This is a genomic window from Litchfieldella xinjiangensis (assembly GCF_000759345.1).
In the GTDB taxonomy this organism is placed as follows: domain Bacteria; phylum Pseudomonadota; class Gammaproteobacteria; order Pseudomonadales; family Halomonadaceae; genus Litchfieldella_A; species Litchfieldella_A xinjiangensis.
This window is the reverse complement of sequence record NZ_JPZL01000003.1, coordinates 12,613-37,908: the sequence shown is the minus strand read 5'-3', so window position 1 is coordinate 37,908 and position 25,296 is coordinate 12,613. Positions and strand designations below refer to the sequence as shown.

General features: G+C 61.2%; 23 protein-coding genes and 2 tRNA genes. 15 read left to right on the top strand and 10 right to left on the bottom strand.

Annotated features, from left to right (window positions below):
- Positions 1–37 precede the first annotated feature (37 nt).
- A complete protein-coding gene (yhbY, locus tag JH15_RS12420; RefSeq protein ID WP_043530887.1) occupies positions 38–364 on the bottom strand; it encodes a ribosome assembly RNA-binding protein YhbY in 327 nt (108 codons plus the stop codon).
- A gap of 151 nt (positions 365–515) precedes the next feature.
- Between yhbY and rlmE the strand changes: the two genes are divergently transcribed.
- The 15 genes from rlmE (at position 516) to pnp (ending at position 16,108) form a co-directional block, all read left to right on the top strand.
- Entirely contained in the window at positions 516–1,196 is a 681-nt protein-coding gene (gene rlmE, locus JH15_RS12415; protein WP_052384103.1) for a 23S rRNA (uridine(2552)-2'-O)-methyltransferase RlmE, read from the top strand.
- Between the two features lie 191 nt (positions 1,197–1,387).
- Positions 1,388–3,382: an ATP-dependent zinc metalloprotease FtsH gene (gene ftsH, locus JH15_RS12410; RefSeq protein WP_043530885.1), complete on the top strand. Its 1,995-nt coding sequence runs from the start codon at positions 1,388–1,390 to the stop codon at positions 3,380–3,382.
- 148 nt (positions 3,383–3,530) lie between these two features.
- Positions 3,531–4,394: a dihydropteroate synthase gene (gene folP / locus JH15_RS12405; RefSeq protein ID WP_043530884.1), complete on the top strand. Its 864-nt coding sequence runs from the start codon at positions 3,531–3,533 to the stop codon at positions 4,392–4,394.
- On the top strand, positions 4,391–5,740 hold the full coding sequence (gene glmM, locus JH15_RS12400; RefSeq protein ID WP_043530883.1) for a phosphoglucosamine mutase: 1,350 nt from the start codon (positions 4,391–4,393) through the stop codon (positions 5,738–5,740). The genes folP and glmM overlap by 4 nt, the downstream gene beginning before the upstream one ends.
- 123 nt (positions 5,741–5,863) lie before the next feature.
- Complete coding sequence (gene tpiA, locus JH15_RS12395; RefSeq protein ID WP_043530881.1) at positions 5,864–6,613, top strand: triose-phosphate isomerase; 750 nt, start codon at positions 5,864–5,866, stop codon at positions 6,611–6,613.
- Between the two features lie 4 nt (positions 6,614–6,617).
- Positions 6,618–6,980 carry a preprotein translocase subunit SecG gene (gene secG, locus JH15_RS12390; protein ID WP_043530880.1) on the top strand — a complete coding sequence of 121 codons (363 nt, stop codon included), beginning with the start codon at positions 6,618–6,620 and terminating at the stop codon, positions 6,978–6,980.
- A gap of 27 nt (positions 6,981–7,007) precedes the next feature.
- Positions 7,008–7,094 (top strand) — tRNA-Leu (locus tag JH15_RS12385).
- Between the two features lie 100 nt (positions 7,095–7,194).
- A tRNA-Met gene (locus JH15_RS12380) sits at positions 7,195–7,271 on the top strand.
- Between the two features lie 201 nt (positions 7,272–7,472).
- The gene (rimP, locus tag JH15_RS12375) at positions 7,473–7,934 is read left to right on the top strand and encodes a ribosome maturation factor RimP (RefSeq protein ID WP_043530879.1); all 462 of its coding nucleotides are present in this window, start codon (positions 7,473–7,475) and stop codon (positions 7,932–7,934) included.
- Between the two features lie 53 nt (positions 7,935–7,987).
- On the top strand, positions 7,988–9,478 hold the full coding sequence (nusA, locus tag JH15_RS12370) for a transcription termination factor NusA (protein ID WP_043530877.1): 1,491 nt from the start codon (positions 7,988–7,990) through the stop codon (positions 9,476–9,478).
- Between the two features lie 27 nt (positions 9,479–9,505).
- Positions 9,506–12,037, top strand: coding sequence for a translation initiation factor IF-2 (infB, locus tag JH15_RS12365; protein WP_043530876.1), 2,532 nt, complete (start codon positions 9,506–9,508; stop codon positions 12,035–12,037).
- 20 nt (positions 12,038–12,057) lie between these two features.
- The gene (gene rbfA, locus JH15_RS12360; protein WP_043530874.1) at positions 12,058–12,462 is read left to right on the top strand and encodes a 30S ribosome-binding factor RbfA; all 405 of its coding nucleotides are present in this window, start codon (positions 12,058–12,060) and stop codon (positions 12,460–12,462) included.
- Positions 12,462–13,403: a tRNA pseudouridine(55) synthase TruB gene (truB, locus tag JH15_RS12355; protein WP_043530873.1), complete on the top strand. Its 942-nt coding sequence runs from the start codon at positions 12,462–12,464 to the stop codon at positions 13,401–13,403. The genes rbfA and truB overlap by 1 nt, the downstream gene beginning before the upstream one ends.
- Before the next feature lie 128 nt (positions 13,404–13,531).
- Complete coding sequence (gene rpsO / locus JH15_RS12350) at positions 13,532–13,801, top strand: 30S ribosomal protein S15 (protein WP_043530872.1); 270 nt, start codon at positions 13,532–13,534, stop codon at positions 13,799–13,801.
- 177 nt (positions 13,802–13,978) lie between these two features.
- The gene (gene pnp, locus JH15_RS12345) at positions 13,979–16,108 is read left to right on the top strand and encodes a polyribonucleotide nucleotidyltransferase (RefSeq protein ID WP_043530871.1); all 2,130 of its coding nucleotides are present in this window, start codon (positions 13,979–13,981) and stop codon (positions 16,106–16,108) included.
- An 84-nt stretch (positions 16,109–16,192) separates the two neighbouring features.
- Here the strand turns inward: pnp and JH15_RS12340 are convergent, their stop codons facing one another.
- From JH15_RS12340 to dksA, 9 genes are all read right to left on the bottom strand, one after another.
- Positions 16,193–17,374 (bottom strand): acetyl-CoA C-acetyltransferase, encoded by a 1,182-nt coding sequence (locus tag JH15_RS12340; protein WP_043530869.1) that lies wholly within the window; start codon positions 17,372–17,374, stop codon positions 16,193–16,195.
- 101 nt (positions 17,375–17,475) lie between these two features.
- On the bottom strand, positions 17,476–17,856 hold the full coding sequence (gene panD, locus JH15_RS12335; protein WP_043530868.1) for an aspartate 1-decarboxylase: 381 nt from the start codon (positions 17,854–17,856) through the stop codon (positions 17,476–17,478).
- Between the two features lie 32 nt (positions 17,857–17,888).
- The gene (gene panC, locus JH15_RS12330) at positions 17,889–18,740 is read right to left on the bottom strand and encodes a pantoate--beta-alanine ligase (RefSeq protein ID WP_043530866.1); all 852 of its coding nucleotides are present in this window, start codon (positions 18,738–18,740) and stop codon (positions 17,889–17,891) included.
- The gene (gene panB, locus JH15_RS12325; protein WP_043530865.1) at positions 18,740–19,531 is read right to left on the bottom strand and encodes a 3-methyl-2-oxobutanoate hydroxymethyltransferase; all 792 of its coding nucleotides are present in this window, start codon (positions 19,529–19,531) and stop codon (positions 18,740–18,742) included. The genes panC and panB overlap by 1 nt, the downstream gene beginning before the upstream one ends.
- A 135-nt stretch (positions 19,532–19,666) precedes the next feature.
- Positions 19,667–20,173: a 2-amino-4-hydroxy-6-hydroxymethyldihydropteridine diphosphokinase gene (folK, locus tag JH15_RS12320; RefSeq protein ID WP_043530863.1), complete on the bottom strand. Its 507-nt coding sequence runs from the start codon at positions 20,171–20,173 to the stop codon at positions 19,667–19,669.
- Positions 20,166–21,569, bottom strand: a complete 1,404-nt coding sequence (gene pcnB / locus JH15_RS12315) for a polynucleotide adenylyltransferase PcnB (RefSeq protein ID WP_043531632.1) — start codon at positions 21,567–21,569, stop codon at positions 20,166–20,168. The genes folK and pcnB overlap by 8 nt, the downstream gene beginning before the upstream one ends.
- Before the next feature lie 835 nt (positions 21,570–22,404).
- Entirely contained in the window at positions 22,405–23,787 is a 1,383-nt protein-coding gene (locus tag JH15_RS12310; protein WP_043530862.1) for a sigma-54-dependent transcriptional regulator, read from the bottom strand.
- 127 nt (positions 23,788–23,914) lie between these two features.
- Entirely contained in the window at positions 23,915–24,793 is an 879-nt protein-coding gene (gene gluQRS, locus JH15_RS12305) for a tRNA glutamyl-Q(34) synthetase GluQRS (protein ID WP_043530861.1), read from the bottom strand.
- A 65-nt stretch (positions 24,794–24,858) separates the two neighbouring features.
- Positions 24,859–25,296, bottom strand: a complete 438-nt coding sequence (dksA, locus tag JH15_RS12300) for an RNA polymerase-binding protein DksA (RefSeq protein WP_043530859.1) — start codon at positions 25,294–25,296, stop codon at positions 24,859–24,861.

The following is a 25,296-nucleotide window of genomic DNA, read 5'->3' as shown; positions in this document are numbered from 1 at the left end:
GTTGTCTTTGGTGTCGTTCCATGGCGGGTAGTGGCGTTCAATGACGGCCGTGATGGTCCTGGAAGCGTGTCACATTCGAGAGGCGCGGGTTGGCCTTGGGATTCTTGCGATACAGCAGGGCCGTTTTGCCGATGGTCTGTACTGCCTCTGACCGGCTCTGGGCGACCAGCTCGTCGAGCATGGCTGTGCGCTCGTCGCGGTCGGCAATCGCCAGCTTGATCTTGACCAATTCGTGATCGCTCAAGGCGCGGTCGAGTTCGGCCAGCAGACCCTCGGATACCCCATTCTCGGATACCGTGACCACCGGATTCAGATGATGGCCGATGCTGCGAAATGCTTTCTTTTGTGCCGATGACAAGCTCATGGTATCGTGTGGCTTCCGGTTGCGCTGAACGCGCCATGGTAAGGCGAAAGCCTTTATGTTTAAAGCCTCAGTGTTGAAAGCCCAACCGCTATCTCGATCAGGTCCCCTCCGTAGTTCCCTAGCGTCCGACCGTAGCAATTCAGGTGATGCCGTGGCCCGTGCCTCAAGCCCCAGCAAGACATCCGCGACCCAACGCGGCGCCAATAGCAAGCGTTCTTCCAGCAAGACGAGCGCCGGCTGGCTCAAGGAGCATTTCGACGACCAGTACGTTCAGCGCTCCTGGCAGGATGGCTATCGCTCCCGTGCCAGTTACAAGCTGCTCGAAATCGATGCCAAAGACAGCCTTTTCTCTCCGGGAATGACGGTGATCGACTTGGGAGCGGCGCCGGGCGGGTGGAGCCAGGTGGCGGCCGAAAAGGTCGGCGACAAGGGAATGGTGGTGGCCTCCGATATCCTCGAGATGGATGCCGTGCCCGGCGTAGCGTTCATTTGTGGCGATTTCACCGAGGAGTCGGTATTGGACGAAATCCTTGGCACGGTAGGCGATAGACCGGTCGACCTTGTGATGTCGGACATGGCCCCCAATATGAGTGGGATGGCGGCCATCGACCAGCCCCAGGCGATGTACCTCGTCGAGCTGGCGTTGGATCTGGCTCGCCAGACCTTGGCGCCGGGGGGGAATTTCCTCGCCAAGGTATTCCAGGGTGAAGGATTCGATCCCTACCTGGCGGAACTGAGAAAGAGTTTTAAGCGGGTCGTGACTCGCAAGCCGGAGGCCTCCCGCGCCCGTTCGCGCGAAGTTTACCTGCTGGCGCAAGGGTTTCGTGATTGAGTGCCGTTGTCGGTAGTGGTGGATGCTGGCGGGCAATAGTAGCGGGCTAATATGCCGATAGACGGACATTGCGCGACGATATGTGGCAAAGTGGAGCGGACTGCCGCTCGGGTGGAACATCGCCTTGTACTGTAGTGTCGAATGGCTAGGCTCATGCATAGCAGATCGTTTTTAGCAATGAGGGTGCTCCCTTGAATGATATGGCGAAGAACCTGATCCTGTGGTTGGTCATCGCGGCAGTCCTGCTGACGGTGTTCAACAACTTCAGTGTCGACAGCTCTCCCCAGTCGATGAATTACTCGCAGTTCGTCCAGCAGGTCCAGAACCAGCAGGTACGAAGTGTGACGATCGATGGGTACACAATCACTGGCGAACGTACCGATGGGTCGCAGTTCCAGACCATCAGGCCGGCCGCCGAAGACCCGCAGTTGATCAACGATCTGTTGTCCAACAACGTGACCGTAGTGGGGCAGGAGCCTCAGGAACAGAGTCTCTGGACACGGCTGCTGATCGCCAGTTTCCCGATTCTGATCATCCTGGCCATTTTCCTGTTCTTCATGCGCCAGATGCAGGGCGGTGCCGGGGGCAAGGGTGGCCCGATGAGCTTTGGCAAGTCCAAGGCCAAGCTGCTATCTCACGATCAGGTCAAGACCACGTTTGCCGATGTCGCCGGGTGTGACGAAGCGAAGGAAGAAGTGGAGGAACTGGTCGACTTCCTGCGCGATCCTTCCAAGTTCCAGCGCCTCGGCGGTACCATCCCGCGCGGTGTTCTGATGGTCGGGCCGCCCGGGACCGGCAAGACCTTGCTGGCGCGTTCGATCGCCGGTGAGGCCAAGGTGCCGTTCTTCTCGATCTCGGGCTCTGATTTCGTCGAGATGTTCGTCGGTGTCGGTGCCTCGCGGGTACGTGACATGTTCGAACAGGCCAAGAAGCAGGCGCCCTGCATCATCTTCATCGACGAGATCGATGCCGTAGGTCGTTCGCGCGGTGCCGGCATGGGTGGTGGCAACGATGAGCGTGAACAGACGCTTAACCAGCTGCTGGTCGAGATGGATGGTTTCGAGGCCAACGAAGGTATCATCGTCATCGCTGCGACCAACCGTCCCGACGTACTCGATCCGGCACTGCTGCGCCCGGGCCGTTTCGATCGCCAGGTGACCGTCGGGCTGCCCGACATTCGTGGCCGCGAGCACATCCTCGGCGTGCACCTGCGCAAGGTGCCGCTGGGCGATGACGTCAAGCCTCAGTTGATTGCTCGTGGTACGCCCGGCTTCTCCGGCGCCGATCTGGCCAACCTGGTGAATGAGGCCGCCCTGTTTGCCGCGCGCCGCAACAAGCGTCTGGTAGGCATGGACGAGCTTGAGCTTGCCAAGGACAAGATCATGATGGGGGCCGAGCGCCGCTCCATGGTCATGACCGACAAGGAGAAGCTCAACACGGCCTATCACGAGTCTGGCCACGCCATTATCGGTCTGGTCATGCCCGAGCATGACCCGGTGTACAAGGTGACGATCATTCCGCGTGGTCGAGCGCTGGGTGTCACCATGTTCCTGCCCGAGGAAGATCGTTACAGCCTGTCTCGCCAGCAGATCATCAGCCAGATCTGCTCCTTGTTCGGTGGCCGTATCGCCGAAGAAATGACGCTAGGACCCAACGGTGTGACCACCGGCGCCTCGAACGACATCAAGCGGGCCACGGAGCTTGCCCACAACATGGTTGCCAAGTGGGGTCTCTCCGATGAGATGGGGCCGCTGATGTACGACGAGGACGAGTCTCATCAGTTCCTGGGCGGTCCCGGACAAGGCGGTGGTAAACTCAAGTCAGGCGAAACCACCACCAGGCTCGACAAGGAAGTGCGCCGCATCATTGACGAGTGCTATGCCCAGGCGCGACAGATTCTTGAGGACAATCGCGAGAAGCTGGACGCCATGGCTGAAGCGCTGATGCTCTACGAGACGATCGACTCCACTCAGCTCAAGGACATCATGGAGGGGCGCGACCCGCGTCCGCCGGAAGGGTGGGATGACCCTAGCGGTGGTGCACCGTCGGCGCCTGTCGAAGATGACACCTCCCGGTCCGACGCCTCCAGCGAATCTTCTAAGGAAGACGGCTCTGATGCCGGCGATGAGGAGGAGGGGCCGCGTCGCCGTCCTTCCGACCCGCTGGGAGGCCCTGCAGGGCACTGATGCGGTAATCCCTGTGCTGGCTTGTGACAAGGCGCCTTCGGGCGCCTTTGTTGCACCTGGGAGGGGGCCTGTTTACAGTGGTCGCTTTCTTCAAGCCTTGATTCATAGCCATGAAGCATTGCAGGGCCCATCGTCAGGATTCGACGCCATGAGCGATTCTCCTTCTGCCGCCCCACTTCATTGCGGCCGGCATCGGCTTGACCTCTCCTATCCCCGTGTCATGGGGATTCTCAACGTCACCCCCGATTCATTTTCTGACGGAGGTCGGCATAACATCCTCGACGATGCGCTTGCCCATGCCGAGCGCATGCTGGCCGAAGGGGCGGCAATCATCGACGTGGGTGGCGAGTCTACCCGACCCGGGGCGCAGCCGATTTCCGAACAGGAGGAGCTCGACCGGGTAGCGCCCGTGGTCGAACGCCTTGTTCGTGACCTCGATGCCCTGGTCTCCGTGGACACCAGCTCGCCAGCAGTCATGACCGAGTGCGCCGCACTGGGCGCGGGTATGATCAACGATGTACGCGCCCTGCGCCGCGAGGGCGCCCTGTCGGCGGCGGTGAGAACGGCCCTACCCGTCAGTCTGATGCATATGGTCGGCGAGCCGGAGGACATGCAGCAGGCGCCCCAGTATGATGGCGCTATCGAGTCGGCCGTCGAAGACTTCCTTATGGAGCGGGTGGCCGCTTGCGAAGCGGGAGGGCTAACGCGGGCAAGGTTGCTCCTCGATCCCGGCTTCGGCTTCGGCAAGACGGTCGAGCATAACTTGCGGTTGCTCAACCGTCTCGGGCGACTCGAGGCGCTGGGGTTGCCCCTGTTGGTCGGCATGTCTCGAAAGAGCATGATCGGTAAGGTGCTGGAGCGCCCCGTTGAAGAGCGATTACCTGGTGGGTTGGCTCTGGCGGCGCTTGCCGTCGAGCGGGGCGCCCGAATTCTACGCGTTCACGATGTGGGGCCCAGTGTGGACGCGATCAATATGACCTGGGCTGTGTTACAGGAAGGCATGGAGCCATGACTAGACGTTATTTCGGCACCGATGGCATTCGCGGCACCGTCGGTCACCCCCCCATCACCGCCGACTTCATGCTCAAGCTGGGATGGGCGATGGGGCGCGTCCTGACCCGCGAGCGTCGCACCGCCAAGGTATTGATTGGCAAGGATACGCGTATCTCGGGCTACATGTTCGAGTCGGCCCTTGAAGCCGGCCTTTCAGCGGCGGGTGTCGATGTGTCGTTGCTGGGGCCCATGCCCACGCCCGGGATCGCTTATCTGACCCGGACCTTCCGTGCCGACGCTGGCATCGTCATTTCGGCATCGCACAATCCGTTCGACGATAACGGCATCAAGTTTTTCTCCGCCGCAGGCACCAAGCTGGATGACGCGATCGAAGCCAGCATCGAGGAAGAGCTCGACAAACCGCTGACCACGGTGGCCAACGATGCGCTGGGCAAGGCAGTACGCATCAACGATGCCGCTGGTCGCTACATCGAATTCTGCAAATCGACGATTCCCGATCGTGTCAGCCTGCATGGGCTCAAGATCGTGCTCGACTGCGCCCATGGCGCCACCTACCACATTGCTCCTAGTGTCTTCCGGGAACTGGGCGCAGAGGTCAGTGTGATCGGGGCGACGCCGGACGGACTGAACATCAACCAGCAGGTCGGATCCACTCACCCTGCCAGCCTGCGCGCCGCGGTGATTGGCGCGGGGGCCGATCTGGGCATCGCCTTCGATGGCGACGGCGACCGCGTCCTGTTGGTCGATGCCGATGGTCGCGAGGTGGATGGCGACGACATCCTGTTCCTGATCGCCCGCGATCGCCATTCGCGTGGAGAGCTCAAAGGCGGTGTCGTGGGCACCTTGATGTCCAATTTTGGGCTGGCGGCAGCGCTGGAAGCCATGGACATTCCTTTCGAGCGGGCCAAGGTGGGCGATCGCTACGTCATGGAACGCCTCGCGGCGAACGACTGGCAGTTGGGAGGAGAGTCCTCGGGCCATATCGTGTGTGGTCACGTGCAGACCACCGGGGACGGCATCGTCTCGGCGCTTCAGGTCGTTTCGATCATGGTGCGCGAGGGGGTGCCGCTGGCCAAGTTGCTGGGAGGCTTTGAGAAAGCGCCCCAGGCATTGATCAACGTGCGCCTAAACCCCAAGACCGATCGAGCCGAGTTGATGCAGAGCGACGAGCTTAAGCGCTCGGTGGCCTCCGTCGAAGCCGAACTCGGTGATGAAGGGCGCGTGCTGTTGCGACCCTCCGGCACCGAGCCGTTGATCCGCGTCATGGTCGAAGGGCGGCCCCACCTGGACGTGGCCGGCCTGGCGCGTCGCATCGCCGATGATGTTAAGTCGCTGATTGCCTGATGGCTCGCTAGTTTAATTCCCTGGGTCGCCGGTGATGGCTGGCGGCCAGGTTGCTTCGTTCCTAGTTGTCATGCTAGGGACGCTCCTATACCATTTCGCACCACTTGCAAGAGGACTGTCCCCATGCGCGTGCCCCTGATTGCCGGTAACTGGAAAATGAACGGATCGGCCGAACTGGTCGACGCCTTCGGCCGTGCCTTTGCCGATGCTCAGCTGCCCGCGTCACTGGACGTAGCTCTATTTCCCCCGTTCCCCTATCTCGACGCAGCGCGTCGTGCCCTGGCCGAGACGCCGGTGAAACTGGGAGCCCAGACGCTCAATCCGTTGGCGTCGGGGGCCCATACCGGTGAGGTGAGCGGCGGCATGCTCAAGGAGCTCGGCGTCGAGTATGCCTTGGCCGGCCACTCCGAACGCAGGCAGCTGTATCGCGAGGACGACGAGGCTGTTCTCGATCGCCTGCTTGCGGCGTTGAGCGTTAGCCTCACTCCAGTATTGTGCGTGGGCGAGACCCTCGAAGAACGAGACGCCAACCGCACGCGGGACGTGGTGTTGCGTCAGGTGGGCTATGTCATGGCGCGCCTCGAGCCGGTCCAGCGTCGTCAGGTTATCATTGCCTATGAGCCTGTCTGGGCCATCGGTACCGGACGTACCGCGACGCCGGAGCAGGCGCAGGAAGTCATGGCCGCCATTCGTGAATATCAGGCCAGCTTCGATCGCGAACTGGCTGACGGGTTGCGTCTGCTGTACGGCGGTAGCATGAATGCAAGCAACGCGGCTGAGCTGTTGTCTCAGCCTGACATCGACGGCGGCCTGGTGGGCGGTGCCTCGCTCAAGGTCGACGATTTCCTAGCCATTTGCCAGTCAGCAGGTTGAATCCATGCAAGTTGTCTTTCTCATGATCCATGTGGCGATCGCGATCGCCTTGGTCGTCCTCGTTCTGCTGCAACAGGGCAAGGGCGCCGAAGCCGGCGCCGCCTTCGGTGGCGGTGCGTCGCAAACAGTCTTCGGCTCACGCGGCAGCGGCGGTTTCCTCGCCAAGATGACGGGTGTTCTGGCGGCGGCGTTCTTCGCCACCTCGCTGGCCCTGGCCTACTTTGCCTCCGAGGCAAGTAACGCGCCTGAAGCGGGCATCCCCGATGCACGCCTGATCGAACAGCAAAATAGCGTGCCGACGCTTGACGACGGGGCTGCTGATCAGGATAATGCGGCGCCAGTGCTAGAGGAGAACGGCGACCAATAAGCCGTTCCTTATCAAGCGCTCCCCGATGCCGAAGTGGTGGAATTGGTAGACACGCTATCTTGAGGGGGTAGTGACCGTATGGTCGTGCGGGTTCAAGTCCCGCCTTCGGCACCAACTGAACGCCTGAGCATGTAGGCTTCAGCGCGACTGGCAAGCGGCGTAGGTAGCTCATTGACTAAAGCATGAGCATGCCTTATACTCGCCGACCTAATGATGCGGGGTGGAGCAGTCTGGTAGCTCGTCGGGCTCATAACCCGAAGGTCATCGGTTCAAATCCGGTCCCCGCTACCAATTTGCCGAAGTCAAAAGCCTGTTCATGGGGCTCGGCAGTTGGATCGAAAGGTTTTCGTAAAAAGCCCCTTCCAGTGAAGGGGCTTTTTGTTAGCAGCTCTGTCGGCCATCACTTGCCGGCAGCAGGGCCAATCAGCCACCTAGCTTTCTCATGACCTCCTGGCCAGGTGCCTGATGCAACGGCTTTAGGAGTCTACGTCTGTGGCAATCAAGGACGCAGCAGTACATGCGCTCATCGAACCGGTGGTGACCGCCATGGGGTTCGAGCTCTGGGGGATCGACTATCTTTCCCAGGGCAAACATTCACGACTGGTAATCTATATTGACAGCCCCGAGGGTGTGTCGGTGGAAGATTGTGCCAGCATCAGTCGCCAGGTGAGCGCTGTGCTCGATGTCGAGGATCCGATTGCCGGGGAGTATCGCCTGGAAGTGTCCTCGCCCGGGTTGGACCGCCCCCTTTATACCCTCGATCACTTCACGCGTTATCGTGGACAGGATGTCGCGTTGCGCCTACGGGTGCCGTTCGAGGGGCGGCGCAAGTTCCAGGGATTGTTGGCCGGTGTCGAGGGCGACGAGGTACTGGTTCAACTCGATGGCGAAGAGTATTGCTTCCCCATCGATACCATTGACCAGGCGCGCGTTGTGCCGCGGTTCGAAGATTGAGGGTGGCGCATGGATTCGATGCATAAGGACGGATTTTCTGGCGAGGCAAAGGCATGAGCAAAGAAATTCTGATGGTGGTTGACGCCATCTCGAACGAGAAGGGCGTGCCCCGTGACGTCATCTTCGAGGCTGTCGAGGCCGCCCTGGCAAGCGCATCGCGCAAGCGGTTCGAGGGCCAGGAAGTCAATGTCCGGGTCAAGATCGATCGGTCGACGGGCGATTATGAAACATTCCGGCGTTGGGTCGTCATCGAAGACGATGAGTTCGAGAATCCCGATGCCGAGATCAAGCAGTCGTTTGCCGAGCGTCGCGATCCACCGCTGACGCTCGGTGACGTTGTCGAGGAGCGCATCGAGAATGCGGCCTTCGGTCGTATCGCGGCGCAAACCGCGAAGCAGGTTATCGTGCAGAAGGTTCGCGAAGCGGAGCGCGCCGAGGTGGTGCGCCAGTACGCCGACCGTGAAGGCGAACTGGTCGCCGGTATCGTCAAGAAGACGACACGCGATGGCCTGATCATCGACTTGGGTGACAACGCCGAAGCCTTCCTGCCGCGCAGCGAGATGATCCCTGGCGAGCGCTACCGCATGAACGAGCGGGTACGTGCCTTGCTGGTCAAGGTCGATGCCGAGGCGCGAGGCGCGCAATTGATCCTGTCTCGTACCAACCCCGACCTGATCATCGAACTGTTCAAGATCGAGGTGCCTGAAATCGCCGAGCAGCTCATCGAGATCAAGGGCGCAGCCCGCGATCCCGGTTCGCGCGCCAAGATTGCGGTCAAGACCAACGACCGCCGCATCGACCCGGTAGGGGCGTGTGTGGGCATGCGTGGTTCTCGAGTACAAGCGGTATCGACCGAACTGCGCAGTGAACGCGTCGACATCATCCTGTGGGATGACAACCCGGCACAGTTGGTCATCAACGCCATGGCCCCGGCCGATGTGGGTTCTATCCTGGTCGATGAAGACGCCCATTCAATGGACGTTGCCGTGGCCGAAGATAACCTGGCCCAGGCCATCGGCCGCAGTGGTCAGAACGTGCGATTGGCATCCGAGCTGACTGGCTGGAAGCTCAATGTGATGACCGAGGAAGAGGCCGAGGGTAAGCGCGAGCAGGAAATCGACAGTCTGGTGGAACATTTCATCCAGCACCTGGAGATCGACGAGGAGTTGGCAAGGGTCCTGGTCGAGGAAGGGTTCACTTCGCTGGAAGAGATCGCCTACGTACCGGTCGAGGAGATGCTCGAGATCGATGAATTCGACGAGGATCTCATTGAAGAGCTGCGGGCGCGGGCCAAGGACGAATTGTTGAACCTGGCGATAGCCTCCGAGGAAGAGCTGGACGGGGCACAACCTGCCGACGACCTGCTCGAGATGGAAGGTATGGAGCGTCACCTGGCCTTTCTGCTGGCCAGCCGCGGCATTGTCACTATGGAAGACCTTGCCGAGCAGTCCGTCGATGATCTGAAGGACATCGATGGCGTGGACGAGGAGCGCGCTGCGGCACTGATCATGACTGCCCGTGCGCCTTGGTTCGAAGCACAGTAATCAGGTCACGGGCTCAGGAGGGTCGTAATGTCAGAAATGACCGTTAAAGATTTTGCAGCTAAGGTGGGACGCGAAGTTCCCCGCCTGCTGGAACAGATGAAAGATGCGGGTCTGCCGCACAAGACCGAAGCCGATGCCGTGTCCGAAGAGGACAAGCAGCGCCTGCTCGATCATCTCACCAAGAGCCATGGTAGCGGCGGACGGGGGCCCAAGAACCGGATCACCCTGACGCGCAAGACCAAGAGCAAGATTCGCACCGGTGAGCGTGGCAAGACCATCGAGGTCCAGGTACGCAAGAAGCGGACCTACGTCAAGCGCGGTGACGAGGAGCAGGCGCCCCAGGCCCCTGAGCCTCAGGAAACCGGGCCGCGTCAGTTGGTCGGCGACATGGCCAATTCGCAGCAGGCCAAGGCGCAGGAAGAACAGGCTCGGGCCGAAGCCGATGCCAAGGCAGCCGAAGCGCGCGAGCGTGAGGAAGCCGCCCAGGCAGAGCAGCCCAAGGCCGCTGAAAAGCCCGCGCCGGTCGAGCCCGAAATTCCAGTGCCCGAGCTGGAAGTCGGCGAGGCACCGGCAGAACCGCCGGCACCGCCCAAGGAAGGCCGTAGCGATCGCCGTACTGCACCGCCCAAGAAGACGGCCGCCAAGAAGGGGCGTGGGCGTGATGACGATGACGATCGTAGCGACCGTGACGAGCGTCGTCGTGGTAGCGGCAAGAAGGTCAAGCGCGCCGAGCGTCGTGGCACCCGTCGCGGCGGCCGCGAGAGCGGCGGTGGTAAGCATGGCTTCCAGAAGCCGACCCAGCCGATCGTGCGCGAAGTGACGATTCCCGAATCGATCAGCGTCGCCGAGCTGGCCGACAAGATGTCGATCAAGGCCAACGAAGTCATCAAGACCATGTTCACCATGGGCGCGGCCGTGACCATCAACCAGACCATCGATCAGGATACCGCTGCGATCGTGGTCGAGGAGATGGGCCACAAGCCCAAGCTGGTCAAGGACGATGCGCTGGAGACGGAAGTGCTCGAGGGCATCTCCTACGAAGGCGAAGAGATCACCCGCTCGCCGGTCGTGACCGTCATGGGTCACGTCGACCACGGCAAGACCTCATTGCTCGACCATATTCGTGAAGCCAAGGTGGCCACGGGCGAAGCGGGCGGCATTACCCAGCATATCGGCGCCTACCACGTCGAAGACCAGCATGGTGGTGTAACGTTCCTCGATACCCCGGGCCACGCGGCGTTTACCGCCATGCGTGCTCGCGGTGCCCAGGCGACCGACGTGGTCATTCTGGTGGTGGCTGCCGATGACGGCGTGATGCCTCAGACCATCGAGGCGATCGATCATGCCAAGGCGGCAGAAGTGCCGCTGGTGGTTGCCGTCAACAAGATCGACAAGTCCGGTGCCGATCCCGAGCGGGTCAAGAACGAGCTGTCGCAGCATGGGGTGATCTCCGAGGAATGGGGCGGCGACACCCAGTTCGTGCATGTGTCGGCCAAGACCGGCGAAGGCATCGATGCGCTGCTCGAGGCGGTGCTGCTGGTGTCCGAAGTGCTCGAACTCAAGGCCGTGCCGGAAGCACCTGGCAAGGGCGTTGTCGTCGAGTCGCGTCTCGACAAGGGCCGCGGCCCGGTAGCTACCGTCCTGGTTCAGAACGGTACGCTGAGGCGGGGCGACATCGTGCTCGCCGGCCTGCACTATGGCCGCGTTCGCGCCCTGACCAACGAGCTTGGTCAACAGGTCGAATCGGTGGGTCCGTCGATGCCGGTGGAGATCCAGGGTCTCGACGGTACGCCCGAAGCGGGTGAGGACTTCATGGTCCTGGCCGACGAGAAGAAAGCCCGTGAAGTCGCCAACTTCCGCCAGGGCAAGTACCGCGAAGTCCGTCTGGCACGTCAGCAGAAGGCCAAGCTGGAGAACATGTTCAGCCAGATGGGCCAGGACGAGGTTGCCAAGGTCAACATCGTGCTCAAGGCCGACGTGCAGGGCTCGCTGGAAGCCATCAAGGGGGCGCTCGAAGAGCTCTCCACCGATGAAGTCCAGGTCGCTGTGGTCTCCTCCGGCGTGGGCGGTATCACCGGGACTGACGCCAACTTGGCGTTGGCGAGTGATGCCATCGTGATCGGCTTCAACGTGCGTGCCGATGCCGCCGCTCGCGAGATCGTCGAACGTGAAGGCCTGGATTTGCGCTACTACAGCGTCATCTACCAGCTGATCGACGAGGTCAAGCAGGCCATGAGCGGTATGCTCGCCCCCGAGTGGAAGGAAGAGATCCTCGGGGTGGCCGAAGTGCGCGATGTGTTCCGCGCGCCCAAGATCGGTGCCGTCGCGGGCTGCATGGTGGTCGAGGGCACGGTGTATCGCAACAAGAGCATCCGTGTTCTGCGCGACAACGTGGTGATCTATGAAGGCGAGCTCGAGTCGCTGCGTCGCTTCAAGGACGATGTCAACGAAGTGCGTAACGGCATGGAGTGTGGCATCGGCGTCAAGAACTACAATGACGTCCAGACCGGCGACAAGATCGAGGTCTTCGACCAGATCAAGGTCGAGCGTAGTCTTTAAGCGCCCGAGGAGCGATACCCATGCGTGAGTTCAAGCGAACCGACCGGGTCGCCGATCAGCTGCAGCAGGAACTGGCGGTACTGATCCAGCGCGAGGTCAAGGACCCGCGCTTGGGTATGATCACCGTCAGCGGGGTCACGGTCAGCCGTGACCTCGGCTATGCGGACGTCCACGTGACGCTGCTCGGTGAGAACGATCCTGAGCGCATCCGTGAAAACCTCAAGGTGCTCAAGAACGCCGCCGGCTTCCTGCGCAGCCAGATTGCCCGGCGCATCAAGCTGCGCCATGTTCCGGAGCTGCGCTTTCATTACGATGAAAGCGTGGTACGAGGCCAGCATCTGTCGTCGCTGATCGACGAGGCTGTCGCCAAGGACCGGGCGCGTCAGGGGGAAGAAGATGCCCCCGATGACGAGGGTGAGCGCTGATGGCGCGACGGCGCCGAGGGCTGCCGATCGATGGGGTGCTGTTGTTCGACAAGCCGCAAGGCATTTCGAGCAACGCCGCCTTGCAGCGTGTACGGCGGCTGTTTCAGGCCCAGAAGGCCGGTCATACCGGCACGCTGGATCCGATGGCGACCGGCCTGTTACCGATCTGCTTTGGCGAGGCGACCAAGTTCTCTTCGCACTTGCTGGAATCGGATAAGGTCTATCGCACCCGGGTTCGCCTGGGTGAGGTGACCGACACCGGGGATGCCGATGGCGAGGTGATCGAGCGTCTGCCAATACCTGCGTTGGATGAGCAGGAAATCCAGGCGGTACTGAAGGATTTTCGTGGCGAGATCGAGCAGGTGCCGCCCATGTATTCGGCGCTCAAGCATGAGGGGCGCCCGCTGTATGAGTTGGCTCGTCAGGGCAAGACGATCGAGCGTGCAGTCAGGCGTGTGACGGTTTATGATACGCGCCTCTTGACGCAGGAGGCCGAGGCATTCGAGCTCGAGGTCTCGTGCAGCAAGGGCACCTACATCCGCACCCTGGCCGAGGACATCGGTCGTGCGCTGGGAAGCGGCGCGCACATCACCGCACTGAGACGGCTGAAAACCGGCCCCTTCGGGGTGGATGGCATGTGCGATCTCAGCCATCTGGAGGCATTGCCCGACCAGGCGGCACGGGAAGCGTACCTGCTACCGATGGATGTGTTGGTGGAACATCTGCCAGCTATCGCTGTCGAGCCTGATGAAGTCCGGCGTCTATTGCATGGCCAGCCGGCCAGTGGCGACACCGGGGATCTGGCACCGGGCACGGTAGCCAGACTCTATCGTGATACCGCCTTTCTGGGGCTGGTCACGGTCAAGGCGGCGGGGCACATCGTGCCGCGACGCCTGCTGAGTACCGCTCCCGCCGAGCCTACCGGGCCGGAAGGGGCGTAGCAGCAACGATGGACAGTTCGGTTGTCCTGGCTGTGAATCGTAGTAGTTGGAAGTAGTGAAGTGGAGACTGCAAATATGCGTGGTCTCAGACATTCATCATTTAGGCATATTGCTTACTGGAGAGACAGATGGCACTTACCGCTGAAAAGAAGGCCGAGATCGTCAAGGATTACGGCCGTGGCGAAAACGACACCGGTTCCCCCGAAGTTCAGGTGGCCCTGCTGAGCGCCAATATCGATGGCCTGCAGGATCACTTCAAGACCAACAAGCAGGATCACCACTCACGTCGTGGCCTGATCCGCATGGTCAACCAGCGCCGCAAGCTGCTTGACTACCTGAAGCGCAAGGACTTCGAGCGCTATCAGTCTCTGATCCAGCGTCTGGGTCTGCGTCGCTAAGCGTTTACGCAGCAGCGCAAGCGCTTACAGCAGTATCGAAACGGGCAGCCTTAGGGCTGCCCGTTTTCGTTTTCTCGGTGGCTTCTCGGCAAGTGGTGGCCCTGACGCCCGTCAAGCCCTAAAATGGGCGCCGAGTCAAAACGGCCCAAATGAATCGACAAGTTGAAGGAAGTTACCGTGAACCCGGTCAAGAAAAGTTTTCAGTACGGTCGCAGTACCGTCACCCTGGAAACGGGCGTCATTGCCCGTCAGGCAACCGCCGCTGTACAAGTCACCATGGACGATACCGTGGTGCTGTGTACCGTCGTGGGCAAGAAAGAACTCAAGCCAGGTCAGGATTTCTTCCCCCTGGCGGTGTTCTATCAAGAGAAGACCTATGCCGTGGGCAAGATTCCCGGCGGCTTCTTCAAGCGTGAAGGTCGCCCTACCGAGAAGGAAACCCTCACCTCGCGCCTGATCGATCGCCCCATTCGCCCCCTCTTCCCCAAGGGCTTCATGAACGAAGTCCAGGTCATCTGTACGGTGCTGTCCACCGATCGCAATCATGATCCGGATATCGCGGCGATGATCGGCACCTCGGCGGCGCTGTCGATTTCCGGCCTGCCGTTCAATGGTCCGATCGGTGCTGCCCGCGTCGGCTTCAACGAGGACAAGGGTTACTTTCTCAACCCCACGGTCGAAGAGCTCACCACCTCGGAACTGGACATGGTCGTCGCGGGAACCGAGAAAGCCGTGCTGATGGTGGAATCCGAAGCCAAGGAACTGCTCGAAGACGAAATGCTGGGCGCCGTGCTGTTCGCCCACCAGGAAATGCAGGTCGCCATCTCCGCCATCAACGAACTGGCCGCTGAAGCCGGCAAGCCCAAGTGGGACTGGCAGCCTGCCGCTGAAAACCTGCTACTCAAGGAAGCCGTGGCCAGTGGCTTCGAGGCGAAGGTGGGTGACGCCTACCGCATCACTGACAAGATGGCGCGCCAGGATGCCCTGTCGGCGGCCAAGGCCGAAGCCATCGAGCAGCTCGGTGGTGAAGAAGAAGGCAAGTTCAATGCCGATGAAGTGGCCAGCGCATTCGCCAGCCTCGAGAAGCGCGTGGTGCGTTCGCGTGTCGTTGCCGGTGAGCCGCGCATCGACGGTCGCGACCACAAGACCGTGCGTCCGCTGGACATGAGTGTCGGCCTGCTGCCCAAGACACACGGTTCGGCCCTGTTCACTCGCGGTGAAACCCAGGCCATCGTGATCGCTACCCTGGGCACGCTGCGTGATGCCCAGTTGATCGAGTCGCTGGAAGGCGAGCGCAAGGATCGTTTCCTGCTGCACTACAACTTCCCCCCGTACTGTGTCGGCGAAGCCGGCTTCATGGGTGGCCCCAAGCGTCGCGAGATCGGCCATGGCCGCCTGGCCCGGCGTGGCGTGCAGGCGATGCTGCCTGCCGAGGACGACTTCCCCTACACCATCCGTGTGGTCTCAGAGATCACCGAGTCCAACGGCTCGAGCTCCATGGCTTCCGTGTGTGGCACCTCGCTGGCCCTGATGGATGCCGGGGTGCCGCTCAAGGCGCCGGTAGCGGGTATCGCCATGGGTCTGGTCAAGGATGACAACGGCTTCGCCGTGCTGACCGATATCCTGGGTGACGAGGATCACCTCGGTGACATGGACTTCAAGGTGGCCGGCTCCGCCGAAGGCGTGACTGCACTGCAGATGGACATCAAGATCGAGGGTATCAACGAAGAGATCATGGAAACGGCGCTGCAGCAGGCTCTCCAGGCTCGCCTGCATATTCTCGAACAGATGAATGCCGTGATCAGCCAGAGCCGTAGCGAAGTCTCTGCTAATGCACCGTCCATGGCGACCATCAAGATCGACCCGGAGAAAATCCGCGACGTCATCGGCAAGGGTGGCGCCACCATTCGCAAGATTTGCGAAGACACCGGGGCCTCCATCGATCTCGACGACGACGGGACCGTACGCATCTACGCCGAGGACAAGGCAGCAGCCAAGGCGGCTATCGATACCGTACTGGCGATCACGGCCGAAGCTGAAATCGGCAAGCTCTATAAGGGCAAGGTGGTGCGCATCGCCGACTTCGGTGCCTTCGTCAACATCATGCCGGGAACCGACGGTCTGGTGCACATCTCGCAGATCGTCCAGGAACGGGTCAACGATGTGCGGGACTTCCTCAACGAAGGGGACGAGGTAATCGTCAAGGTGCTGGATATCGACAATCGCAACCGGGTGAAGCTCTCCATCAAGGAGATCACGCCGGAAGAGAAAGCCGAGTTCGAAGCAGCGGACGCCGCTATCGTCTAAGTATTATCCATGCGCTAACGAAAGCGCCCCTGCAGCTGAGCTGCAGGGGCGCTTTTTTTATCCCTTACTGTGGGGCGATGCGAATCATCGACGTTCGATGGCCAGGGCGACCCCTTGTCCGCCACCGATACACAGCGTTGCCAGCCCCTTATGGACGTCACGGGCGATCATTTCATGTAGCAGGGTGACGAACACACGACACCCCGAAGCGCCGATGGGATGACCCAAAGCGATGGCGCCCCCATTGACGTTGATTTTCGAGGTATCCCAGCCAAGCTCCTTGTTGACTGCCAGGGCCTGCGCCGCAAAGGCTTCGTTGGCTTCCACGAGATCGAGTTCGTCGAGGCTCCAGCCGGCCTTTTCAAGGCAACGACGGGTCGCCGGGGCGGGACCAATGCCCATGATTGACGGATCGACACCGGCATTGGCATAGGCTTTGATGTAAGCAAGCGGCTCGAGACCCAGCGCCTTGGCTTTCTCGGCGGAGCAGATCATGACAGCGGCGGCACCGTCATTGATCGACGAGGCATTGCCGGCGGTAATGGTGCCATCCTTCTTGAAGGCGGGCTTCATGCCCCCGAGCTTCTCGGCGGTGACGCCGGCGCGTGGTCCCTCGTCCTTGTCGAAAACGATGGGATCACCCTTGCGCTGGGGAATCTCTACGGGAACGACCTGACTATCGAAGCGCCCGCTGTCGATGGCAGCAGCTGCTTTCTGCTGGGAGGCGGCTGAGAATTCATCCATCTCATCACGCGTGATCCCGTACTTTTCGGCCAGGTTTTCCGCAGTGATCCCCATATGGTAATTGTTGAAGGCATCCCAAAGGCCGTCATGCACCATGGTGTCAATAGCCTTCCAGTCGCCCATGCGCTGTCCGTTACGCGAGTTTGGCAAGACATGCGGGGACATGGACATGTTTTCCTGTCCCCCTGCGATGATCAGATCAGCATCGCCGCAGCGGATCGCCTGGGTGGCCAGGTGGAGCGCCTTGAGCCCCGAACCGCAGACCTTGTTGATGGTCATGGCGGGCACGGCGTCGGGCAGGCCGGCCTTGATCGCAGCCTGGCGTGCCGGGTTTTGCCCCACCCCCGCCGTGAGCACTTGGCCCAGCAGGACTTCATCGACCTGGTCGCCGCTGACACCGGTTCTGGCGAGGAGATCCTTGATGACGAGCGCTCCCAGGTCGCTGGCCGGGATACCCGCCAGCGAGCCACCAAAAGTGCCGATAGCGGTGCGGCGAGCCGCGACAATCACCACGTCTTGCATAACAGACTCCTCATTATTGGAATAGCGCCCTACTAGCATAGGAGAGGCTTGTGCGCCGCGACAATCGCCAAAGGTGGCATACCACTATTCAGTAGGCCGCGTCAGGCCAGCTGCACCGGTATGGCATGGCTGGTGTGACTGACGTGATTGCCTTCCTGAAGATAGACCAGTGCGGGATGGTGGTCGTCGAGTTCGCTATCACTGTAATGAGCATAGCTGCAGATGATGACCCGGTCGCCAACATCTGCCAGGTGGGCGGCGGCACCGTTGACCGAGATCAGACGTGATCCCTCCTCGCCACGAATGGCATAGGTCGTGAAGCGGTGACCGTTTTCGACATTGTAGATCTGGATCTGCTCGTTCTCGCGGATGCCAGCCATGTCGAGCAACTCGCCATCGATGGCACACGAACCTTCATAGTTGAGAACGGCATGGGTGACACGGGCCATGTGGAGCTTGGCCTTGAGCATGATGGTATACATGGACGTGCAAACACTCCTGACAATGACGACGTTCAGCGGGGGAGGGTAGCGGCAAGGTTATCGATCAGGCGTGCCGGCCCAAGGTAAGCAGCGGCAAGAATGATCGCATCGCGGGTGGATGCATTGACTGCGGCCAAGTCATGGGCTTGGCGGACTTCAAGGTAATCGGGCTGGAAGCCACGTTCCACGAGCCTGGCCCGGCTGGCCTCGATGGCTTCCGGCAGCGACGATCCACGTTCCAGCGCATCGCGAAGCTCGCCAAGGGTCCGATACAGTCCCGGGGCCTGGGCGCGCTCCGCATCATTCAGGTAACCGTTACGCGAGGAGAGCGCGAGGCCGTCTTCAGCACGCACGGTGGGTACGCCCACGATCGCCACGGGGAGGTGAAGATCGGACACCAGCTTGCGGATGACGGCAAGCTGCTGATAGTCCTTCTGACCGAAACACGCGACATCGGGCTGTACCAGGTTGAAGAGCATGGCGACCACGGTCGCCACCCCCTCGAAGTGCCCGGGGCGGCTGCCTCCGCAGAGGCCTTCGCTAATTCCGGGCACGTGAATGCGGGTATGCTGTTCAAGGCCATGGGGGTACAGTGTCGCGACACTCGGTGCAAACAGCAGATCGCAACCGGCGCTACTCAGGCCCGCCTGGTCGTCGGGAAGCGTTCGTGGGTAGCTGTCGAGATCCTCGCCGGGGCCGAACTGCATGGGATTGACGAAGATCGTCGCTACCACCAGGTCGGCCTGGGCGCGGGCTGCCTTGACCAGTTCCAGATGACCGGCATGGAGGTTACCCATGGTTGGCACCAAGCCGATACGCTGGCCCTTGCGCCGGGCAGTGGCCAATGTGTCGCGCAGCGCGTCGATGGCATGCAGGGTTTGCATTAGAACGTATGCTCCTCGGCGGGAAAGCGACGCGTCTTGACCTCCTCATGAAAGGCTTTAAAGGCACCTTGAATATCGTCGGCCTCGGCCATGAAATTCTTGACGAAGCGCGGCACCCGACCATGGGTGATGCCCAGGATGTCGTGCATTACCAGGATCTGGCCATCCACGTCCGCCCCGGCACCGATCCCGATCACCGGCACCGAGACAGCTTGGCTGATGGCGCGGCCGAGTGAGGCCGGGACGCATTCCAGCAGGATCACCGAGGCACCGGCCTCGACCAAGGTGCGTGCATCGTTGAGGATCTGTTCGGCGCGCTCGGCCTCCCGGCCTTGCACCTTGTACCCGCCCAGTTGGTAGACGGTCTGGGGGGTCAGGCCCAGGTGCGCACAAACGGGCACGCCACGGCGAGTCAATTCGCGTATGCCGTCAGCCATCCAGGCTTCACCCTCGACTTTAACCAGCTCGGCACCGGCGCGCATCAGCGCACCCGCATCGTCGAGCAGCCGTTCCATGGTGGTATTGCTCATGAACGGCAGGTCGACCATCAGTAGGCTCGCGCCCTTGGTGCGGGCGACGCAGCGGGTGTGATAAACGATGTCGTCGAGGGTAACGGGTAACGTACTGGGGTGGCCTTGAAGCACCATGCCCAGCGAGTCGCCGACCAACAAGACCTCGATGCCGGCCTCATTGGCTACCCGAGCAAAAGTGGCGTCATAGGCGGTCAGGCAACTGAACGTCTCGCCGGCACGCTTGTAGGCTTGGAGCGTGCTCAAGGTGACCGTTTTCATAGATGTCCGATCTCATCGTTGGAATCGTCTCGCGTCGCCTGGGCGGCGCGGGCGATAAGCTGGCGTGTTATTACGCGATACTGTTACCGACGGTGCGGAACAAAAGGAGTTGAACGGTAACAAATCCGACTCACTCTACCTTTCCGGTAACACGACCCGCAAGCCATCCTGTTGCATGTCCCGTGCCAGTGCGTCGATCCGCTGGCCGTCGGGCAGGGTAAGCTCCGGGGCGACCTCTGCCAGTGGAACCAGCACGAAGGCACGTCGCGTCATCTCGGGATGCGGTATCCGAAGGCGCGGCACGTTGATATGGCTGTCAGCGTAGAGTAGCAGGTCGAGATCCAGCGTGCGGGGGCCCCAGCGTCGCTGTCGAAGCCGGCCATGGCGCTGCTCCAGCGCCTGAAGTTGATCGAGCAGGGCCAACGGGGAGAATCGGGTATCCAGGATAGCGACAGCGTTGATGAAGTCAGGCTGATCCTGAGGGCCGAGCGGCCGGCTCGCATAAAGCCGCGAGTGGGCGTTCAACCGACACAGCGGCAGCATGGCCAATTCATTCAGCGCGGTGAGAACGTACCGTTGCGGCGTCTCCAGGTTGCTGCCCAGGCCGATGTAGGCGCGCTGAAATGTGGCGTCGTCAGTCACGTTGTCCGCTAGTCGATGAAGGTCGTCTATTGCGCTTGCGGGGGCGCCGCTTGCGACCACTGTTGCCGGGAGCCTCGCTTCCTGCCTTGGCCAGTAGACGATGCTGCTCGTGTTCGTCGGCTTGCTGAAAGGCGGTCCACCACTGCCCAAGGCCGGGCTCGATCTCGCCGGCTTGCTCGCGCAGCAGAAGGAAGTCGTAAGCTGCGCGGAACCGCGGATGGTCGCGGGTCTGTAGCGCGCGTGCCCCGCGTCGCTTGGGCAAACGCTGTTGAAGATCCCATATATCCCGCATCGGCAAGCTGAAGCGCTTGGGGATCGAAATGTGTTGTAGCTGTCGGGTCACGGCCTGCTGTGACGCCGCCTGGAGCGCCGGAATCGCGGGCATGCCTTCGTTCTGCAGGGCGGCCATGCGTTGCGTGACCCCCGGCCATAGCATGGCAGCAAACAGGAACGCCGGCGTGACGGGGCGCTCCTCACGAATGCGGGCATCGGTATTCGCCAGGGCCTGCTCGATCAGTGGTTCTGCCCAGGGGAGCTGGGCCATGGCTTCGTCGGCCTCGGGAAAGAGCATCGCGAACAGCCCGTATTCCCGCAGTGCGTGGAAGGTATCCACGGCATGCCCGGCCAGGAACAGCTTGAGGGCTTCGTCGAACAGGCGGGCCGGGGGGATCTGCAGCAGTAACGGTGCCATGTCCCGCAGGGGCGCCTCGGTCTTTGGGTCGAAGCGGAAGTCGAGCTTGGCGGCAAAGCGAATGGCACGCAGCATGCGCACCGGGTCTTCCCGATAACGCGTTTCGGGATCGCCGATCAGGCGCAGGGTGCGTGACTCAATGTCATGCACGCCGTTAGCCCAATCGTGAATCGAGAAATCGGCGATATTGTAATAGAGCGCATTGACGGTGAAATCCCGACGCAAGGCGTCTTCGCCGATACTGCCCCAGACATTGTCACGCAGCAGCAGGCCCTGTTCGGACTGATGGGCGATATGCTCGCCATGATCGTCTCCAGGCCGGCCACGGAAGGTGGTGACCTCGATGACCTCGCGGCCGAAGCGAACGTGCACGATACGAAAGCGCCGACCAATGATGCGCGAGTTCCTGAACAGGTCGCGGATCTGCTCGGGGGTGGCATCGGTTGCGACATCGAAATCCTTGGGCACGCGTCCCAGGAGCGAGTCACGAATGCAGCCCCCCACGAGGTAGGCATCGAAGCCCGCGTTGTGGAGACGATAGAGAACCTTTAGAGCAGCATCGCTGAATAGCTTGCGCGATACTGGATGATCTTCGCGTGCGATGATGCGGGGGCTGGCACTTTCACCAGGCCCTTCCTGGCTGCCGAGCAGTGTCTTCAATCGTTCACCGGGGCGTTGTAGAAAGCGTGTAAATCCTTTGAACATGCCGCTATAGCGACTCATAGCCAATGAAAACTCAGTGTAGCTGACCACCGACACCTTGGGAACCGCTGTGTCGCCAGAGCGCAACCTAATAAAAAAGCCATTCCAACGTAAGAAGGGGAGACCGTATGGTCTCCCCTCGAAGCAACTATTCAGCGTCCGTGCTGCTGGTTCTTCTTCGTGATGGCGCATCGCCTTGAATACGCACCACAGTCACCTAAAGCGTCAGCAAGCCATTCTCTTGTTGTTGTTGCGCTTCCTGATAGGGCGACCGCCTCGTATTCAAAACAATAATCCAACCACGACGGTAGGGATTCTACCTCCCCCTCGGCGATTTGTTCTTGTTGCCGAGGATGCCTCTCTGGCGGGCCTGTTCTTGTTGTTGCCCGCTCGGGAGGCGTCGCGTCCTGATGGATCCGGACCTTCGGTTATCTTGTTGTTGTTGCAAACCGAAGCAGGGCTGCATGCGTTGTCGTTGTTATTGCCTTGCCCAATGTCATTGTTCGGCACGTTTGTCGTTGTTTGTGTGCCGTGAGCGTCCTGGTAGCAACTGATTGTTATTGGTGGTGTACCGCAACGTCCGGATGTTGTTTTTCTTGATCTATGTTTAGCAGTGGTTATGCCAGAAATCTAAAAAACTCTATATTTCAGTGTCTTAACTTTTTGACACTAAGTTCCTCACGTCTCGGGCCTCGGGGGTGTTACCTGTATTGCGCCACGATGAGGCGCTTGCTGAGTGAGATGGTAACAACTGGTGCGCCGATCGCTTTCGTATGGCCCCAACATGCCCGAGACCGCTCGTGAGTACCAGTTAGACCATGGTCGTGTCATGCAGGAATCAGCCGTTGCGTGGCCGTGCTGTCCGGCGTCGGGGGATGCCCAACCGCTGGCGTCGTTCCCACAAGCACTTGCGGCTGATGCCGAGTTTCTGGGCAAGCTCGGTCTCGCTCATCTGCTCCTGATGCTCGAGAACGAAATGTTGAAAATAGTCCTCGAGCGACAGCTCCTCACTGTCGGGTGGGCTGGGTTCGCCATGGGTCCTTGTGACCGGTAAGGGTGCGCTACATGACGAGGGCATGGTGATCCCCAGATCGTCAGAATGAATCAGATGCCCCTCGGCGAGAATGACACCCCGTTCCAGGGCGTTCTCGAGTTCACGCACGTTCCCCGGCCACGGATAATTGCGGATATCTCGACGTGCGGCGCGTGACAGTTTCAAGCCCTGGCGCGAGTGGCGCCGGCAAGCGTTGTCCAGCAGCACATCGGCGATCATCAGGATATCGTCTTCACGGTCGCGCAATGGGGGCAGTTCGATCTGCATCACGTTGAGGCGGTAATACAGGTCCAGGCGGAACTCGCCGGTTTTTGACATGGCGTGCAGATCGCGGTGCGTGGCGGCGATGAGCCTGACATCCACATAGCGGGTTTCTACCGAGCCCACTCGACGGATCTCGCCCTGCTGGAGCACGCGAAGAAGCCGCGCCTGGGCGTCGAGGGGCAACTCGCCGATCTCATCGAGAAACAGGGTGCCGGTGTCGGCGGCTTCCACCAGCCCGGTGCGCGCGCTGCTGGCGCCGGTGAAGGCACCTTTCTCATGGCCGAATAGCTCCGACTCGATCAATGTCTCGGGGATGGCGGCACAATTGACACAGATCAGCGGTGCCTGGACGCGTCGGCTCTGGCGATGGATGGCCCGAGCGACCAGCTCCTTCCCGGTCCCCGACTCCCCTTGGATAAGCACCGTGACATCCGCCGGTGCCGTCTTGCGAATCCGCGTGTAAACCCGATGCATGGCGCCACACTCGCCAATCATGGTGGGAAGCGTGGCGTCAATGGTCGCCGCCGAGGCGGGGCCCCTTTCATGTATCTTGGCCTGAGCCTGCTCGATAGCCTGGCCTACGCTATCGAGCAGGTCCTCGTCATTGAAGGGCTGAGCGATATAGTCGACGGCGCCTTGCTTCATGGTATCAACCGCCGAGCGCATGCTGGCATGACGCGTCGTGATCAGTACCGGAACCGGGGCGGCACGCTCGATCAGCACCGTACCGGGCTCTCCGGGCAGGCGCAGGTCGCTGATGATCAGCTCGAACTGTTGCAGGTCCTGGCGCTCGGCTTCCTCGACCGAAGCCGCTTCACTGACCCGGTAATCGCGGCGTTCGAGCAGTCGCTTCAGGGCGCTACGGATAGTGGCTTCGTCTTCAACGATCAGGATCCGAGTCATTGCTCTCTTCGCCGACCTCCCTTGATGGGTAACCTCGAGCGTGGGGCTCGGGTTACGGTAGCTCACATCCTGAACCGAGCGCGCCTGGAGGATCAAGTGGACCTATGGCGAGGGCGGAGGCACCCGATTACCCCTGACGGTGGTTGACCGGGACCAGCCGCGTGCTGTCCCAGCGTGCGATGGCCTCGGCAAGCTGGGCTTCGACCGGCGCATGGCGCTGCTCGGGATCGATGGGCTGATCGAGCAGGCCCAGCGCGCGGCTCAGCAGGGGGCGGGCGTGAACTTCATCACACGGCAGGGCCGGGGCCAGGTTCTGCTTGGAGAGCTTCTGTCCATCCTCGCCAATGACCAGGGGGAGATGAAGATAACGGGGCTCGGGCAATGACAGGGCGTGCTGTAGCTGGCGTTGCCATGGCGTATTGTCGAGCAGGTCGTACCCCCTCACCACGTCCGTGATGCCCTGGTCGGCATCGTCGACGACAACGGCAAGCTGATACGCCCAGAGGGCATCCTTGCGCTTGAGCACCACATCGCCCAACGCTGCCGGGTCGAAGGTCTGCTCGCCGAACAATCGATCCTGCCAAGTGACCGGACGCAGGCCGAGATCGCTGCGCAGACGCCAGGCCTGAGGCTTGCCGGGCTCACGTACACCGCAGCGGCACCAGCCGGGGTAGACGGCATGATCGCGCCATTGGCGCCGTGAGCAACTGCAGGGATAGGCGAGCCCCTGGTCACGCAATCGATCGAGTGCGTCCTGATAGGCCTCGTCTCGTTCACTCTGGAAACGCACCGGACCGTCCCAGTGCAGGCCAAAGACCTCAAGCTGGCGCAGGATGACGCTGTCGGTTCCAGGCGGGCAACGCGGTGGGTCGATATCTTCAATACGCAGCAGCCACTCGCCACCCACGTGGCGAGCATCGAGATAACTGGCGAGTGCCGCGACCAACGACCCGAGATGTAATGGGCCCGAAGGCGTAGGGGCGAAACGACCTCGATAGGGGGTCATGGGTCTCCCGGGCGCAAAACGCAAACGGGCACCCGAGGTGCCCGTTTCGACATGCCGACGTCGGATCAGCCGCCGAGCTGCTTTTCCTTGAGCTCGGCCAGGGTCTTGCAGTCGACACACAACGTGGCGGTGGGGCGGGCCTCGAGGCGGCGAATGCCGATCTCGACACCACAAGCCTCACAGAAGCCATAGTCGTCTTCATCGATCTTTTCGATCGTCTCGTTAATCTTCTTGAGCAGCTTGCGCTCGCGGTCACGCGTACGCAATTCGAGGCTGAAGCCTTCTTCCTGCGTCGCCCGGTCCGCTGGGTCGGCGTAGTTGTTGGCATCTTCCTGCAAGTGGCGAACCGTGCGGTCCACCTCCTCCATCAATTCGTGTTTCCAGCCCAGCAGGATCTGTCGGAAGTGCTCCAGCTGCTGCTCATTCATGTACTCTTCACCCGGCGCTGGCTCGTACGGGGTGAATTTCTCAGGCGCTTCCGTCTTCTGTTCTGCTACTGGCAT